The sequence below is a fragment of the Gordonia sp. GN26 genome (assembly GCF_054823965.1).
Genome location: NZ_JSYC01000140.1, coordinates 1 through 4,714, shown reverse-complemented (window position 1 = coordinate 4,714; position 4,714 = coordinate 1). Strand labels below are relative to the sequence as shown.

At 66.4% G+C, this 4,714-nt stretch carries 2 protein-coding genes; both read right to left on the bottom strand.

What is annotated here, in order from left to right; all coding sequences use genetic code 11:
- Positions 1-3,294 (bottom strand): amino acid adenylation domain-containing protein (locus OK17_RS20410; protein WP_461418559.1); only part of this gene is annotated, 3,294 nt, incomplete at its 3' end.
- A gap of 16 nt (positions 3,295-3,310) precedes the next feature.
- Positions 3,311-4,714: condensation domain-containing protein (locus tag OK17_RS20405; protein WP_461418557.1), on the bottom strand; the 1,404-nt coding region annotated here is incomplete at its 5' end.

Genomic DNA, 4,714 nt, shown 5'->3' with positions numbered 1-4,714 from the left:
GAACGACACACTCCGATCCCCGAACACCAACGCATCACGCTCGGGATACGCCACCACCGCACGCGACAACCCGTCCGCCAACGAGCCAAGTCCGGCAAACGCCGCCGAATCGATCGTCGGCGAACCAGACTCCAGGGACGCGACAGCCGACGCCTCATCGTCCGACATCAGCGCGACGTCTCCCACCGGCGATGTCGGCGCCGCCGTCAGTTCATCAAGAACCGACACCATTCGAGTCGCGAAGGCATCCACCGTCGACGGATCGAACAGATCTGCGGCCGCGACCACCGAACCCGTCCACGAGCCGGTCTGGGAGATCTCGATGTTCACAGTGAGATCACGTTGCGCGGGTACTTCCTCGGTGACCACGGGGGCGAATTCGAGTTCCCCGAGTTCGATCGAACGCGGCACCCCAGCGGAGCGGGGCGTGGCGACGAGCATCACCTGCGCGAGCGGTGCGAATGCCTCACTGCGCACGGGGGCGACTGCATCGACTACCGACTCGAACGGCACATCCGCGTGGGCGAACGCATCCACATCGACGACGTGGACGTGGTCGAGCAACTGGGTGAACGAGCCACCGGGGTCGACCGTTGTCCGCAGCACAAGGGTGTTGACGAACATGCCGACCAGCGGGTCGAGCACCTCGCGTCCGCGCCCCGCGATGGGCGTACTGATGGCTATGTCGTCGGTACCACTGAGCCGGGACAGGGTCACGGCGAGAGCCGAGTGCAGCACCATGAACGGGGTGACCCCGTGGGCATCAGCAACCTGCCGGACGCGCGAGGTGACCTGGGGCGGGACCTGGAAAGGCCGTCGGACTCCGTGACCGGATGCCACCGGCGGTCGGGGTCGATCCGTCGGCAATTCCAGCACGTCCGGCAGACCCGCGAGCCGCTCGGTCCAGTACGCCAGCTGCCGACCGACCACCGACTCGGCATCGTCTGGCGAACCCAGCACCGCACGCTGCCACAACGCGAAGTCGGCGTATTGCACCTCGAGAGGCGCGAACACCGGCGACTCTCCGCCTGACCGCGCAAGGTACGCAGCGACGAGATCCGACACCAGAGGTGCGAGGGACTCTCCGTCTGAGGCGATGTGGTGCATCACCACCGCGACCACATGCTCCCCTGGTGCGGACTTCCAGACACGTACGCGCACAGGCCATTCGCGCTCCAGCGCGAATCCACTTGCGACGACAGCCTCGATGTCGCCGGCCGAGTCCACCTCCCGCCAATCCAGCCGTTCGGCGATCTCGGAAACCTCGTGCACCGACTGAAACGGCTCCCCTTCGACATCCGGGAACGTCGTCCGCAACGATTCGTGACGCGTCAACACATCACCCACTGCGGAACGCAGAGCCAGCAGGTCCAGCTCACCACGGACCCGCAACACCGCCGGGATGTTGTACATCCCGCTCGAAGGTTCGAGCTTGTTGATGAACCACATCCGCTGCTGCGCAAACGACAACGGAATACGATCCGGACGCGGGTCCACCGCGGTGATCGGCGGCAGCGCGGCACCGCGGCTACTGGTGGCGCCCAACAACTCCCGCACGCTCGGGGCGTCGAACACGTCCCGGACCGTCACCTCGAAGCCCAGTTCATCCGAGACGCGTGCCGCGATACGGGCAGCCGAGAGGGAGCTTCCGCCGAGATCGAAGAAAGATTCGGTGACACTCACCTGCTCGAGCCCGAGCAGGTCGGCGAAAAGTGCGGCGACGGCCGCTTCCTCAGATGTTTCCGGAGCCACGAACTCGACGGCACCGAATTCCGGCGCCGGCAACGAACTGCGGTCCACCTTGCCAGATGTGTTCAGAGGCATGGATTCCAAGCGCACCCAGGTGGTCGGCCGCATGTACTCCGGTAGGCGTGCGGTCACACTGGCCGCCACGGCGTCCACGTCGACGTCGGCCGGGGCCAGATAGCCGACCAGTTGCTGCCCGCCGGGTGCGTCCACCACTGTCGCGGCCGCGTGCAAGACACCGGGAGCCGCGGCGAGCGCCGCTTCGACCTCCCCGAGTTCGAGGCGCTGTCCGCGTAGCTTGACCTGGAAGTCGTTGCGTCCGAGGTATTCCAGCTGGCCCTCGGTGTTCCAGCGCGCCCGGTCCCCGGTCCGGTAGAGGCGGGCTCCCGGCTCCCCGAACGGATCGGCAACGAAGCGCTCCGCTGTCAGGTCGGCTCGGCCGGCATATCCGCGGGCGAGCTGTTTTCCACCCAGATACAGCTCGCCCGGCACGCCTGCCGGAGCGATGTCCAGCGAGTCGTCGAGAACGTAGGCTTCGACCCACCTCGTGGGGGTTCCGATCGGCACCGTCCGGCTGTCCGGCGTCACTCGGTGGACGGTGGCGACGATGGATGCCTCGGCCGGACCGTACTGATTCTGGACCCGCGTCTGCGGTAGGTACGCAATCAGGTCTCGCGCGACCGGTGGCGTGAGGGCTTCGCCTCCGGTCATGACCAGCCGCAGAGAGCACAACTCCCCGACTCGAGCCCCGAGGACCTCTGTGAACGCGGCGAGCATGGCCGGCACGAAGTGCACGATCGTGACGCCGTGACGACGGATCAGATCCGCCAGGTGGGCGGGATCGCCGTGCCTGCCGTGTTCAGCGATCACCATGGTCGCCCCGACCGTCACCGGCAGGAACACCTCGCGAACCGCTACGTCGAAATTGATCGGCGCCTTGTACAGAAAGACGTCCTCGTCACACAGGTCGTACTGTTCGGCATCCGCCTCGAGTCGATTGGCGACGCCCTCGTGCGTGATGACCACTGCTTTGGGGCGGCCTGTCGAGCCGGACGTGAACAAGGTGAAAGCAGCGTTGTCCGGCCTCACCGGCACGGCACGATCGGCGTCGGTGATCGGTGATTCGTCGCCGGCGGGACCCGTCCCGTCGAAGACGTGGACATCGGCGAGGTCGCCGAACCGTTCCATCGCCTCGGCTTGGCCGCTGCCCGTCACGACGACCAACCGGACCCCTGCCGTGGCCACCATGTACCGGGAACGGTCAACAGGGAGTTGCGCATCCAGCGGAACGAAGTGGCCACCGGCAGTGATCACTGCATGGATCGCGATGACCTGCTCGATCGAGCGCTCCATCTGGATCCCGACGGCGACCTCCGAACGGACACCGAGCGCGATGAGCTCACGTGCCAACGTCGCCACTCGCGATTCGAACTCGCGGCGACTGACCTCGCGATTGCCGTGGACGATTGCCGGACGGCTTGACCTGTTGCCCGGATCGGTCACCTTCGACACCTTTCGCGATTCCTCACTGTCAGTACGCTTACTCATCAGTTGACCACCGGGCTCATGCAGGGCTCGTCAGATGCACGAGCGTCGGAGACCCGATCACGCTCCGACGGCCTCGGGACCACTCCAGTATCTGATTCCGTTCACTGTCGGTGAGCAGTCGAGTACCCCCGATCGTCATCTCGGGATTCGTCGTGACCTCTGCGAGAACTCTGACGAACCTCTCGCCGAACCGGCTCACCGACTGTTCGTCGAAGAGATCGGTCGCGTAGGTCACGCGGACCTCGCCGTCGCCTGCCCGATTGGTGCCCACCGATATGGACAGATCGTTCTGCGCCGGGACGACCGGCGGCTCGAGCGGCGTGAACGCCAGATCGTTCGCGACCGCGTCGACGACGCCGGCTCCTAGGTCGACCGACCGGTCGATCACCGAGAGCACGACCTGCGCCAGGGGCGCGAACGCCTGCGAGCGCACGGGCTGAAGTCGCTCGACGACGGATTCGAAAGGTACATCCGCGTGTTCGAACGCCTCCAGGTCGACCGAACGAACCTGGTCGAGCAGATCGGCGAAACGCCCCCGCGACGTGACCTTCGTCCGCAGCACGAGTGTGTTGACGAACATGCCGATCACCGGTTCGAGAGCCTGCTGTCCCCGCCCTGCTATCGGGGTGGCGACCGCGATGTCGTCGGTCGCCGACAACCGCGCCAGCACCACCGCCAGGGCCGCATGCACAACCATGAAGGGCGTCACGCCGCGTCGGCGCGCGAGTTCCTCGATGCCCAGACTGACCTCTGCGGGCAGCGGCACCGAGACCACCGCGCCCCGGTGGGAGGCCACCGTCGGGCGGGGACGATCGGCCGGCAGCTCCAGGACATCCGGCACCCCGGCCAACTGCCGCGCCCAGTAGGCCAACTGGCGACCGACCACCGAGTCCGGATCTTCCGGCGATCCCAGGACGTCGCGCTGCCACAGCGCGAAGTCGGCGTACTGCACATCCAGTGGCGCGAAGGCCGGGGTTCGACCGTTCGAGCGGGCCGAATATGCAGTGACCAGGTCGGAGACGAGTGGTGCGAACGACTCCCGGTCGGAGGCGATGTGATGCATGATCACCGCGACCACGTGCTCGTCCGTGGCGGTCTTCCAGACACGCGCCCGCACCGGCCATTCGAGGCCGAGTCGGAAACCGGCTGCGACGGCGTCCTCGATGTCGGAGGCAGAGTGCACCTCTCGCCAGTCCAACCGCTCGGCGATCTCCGAGACGTCGTGCACCAGCTGGAAGGGCTCACCGTCGACGTCCGGGAAGGTCGTGCGGAGTGACTCGTGCCTCGCCACCACATCGCCGATCGCCGTCCGCAATGCCGCCACGTCGAGTCCACCGTCGACCCGTAGGATCAGCGGGACGTTGTACATCCCGCTCGACGGGTTGAACTTGTTGATGAACCACATCCGCTGCTGCGCGAA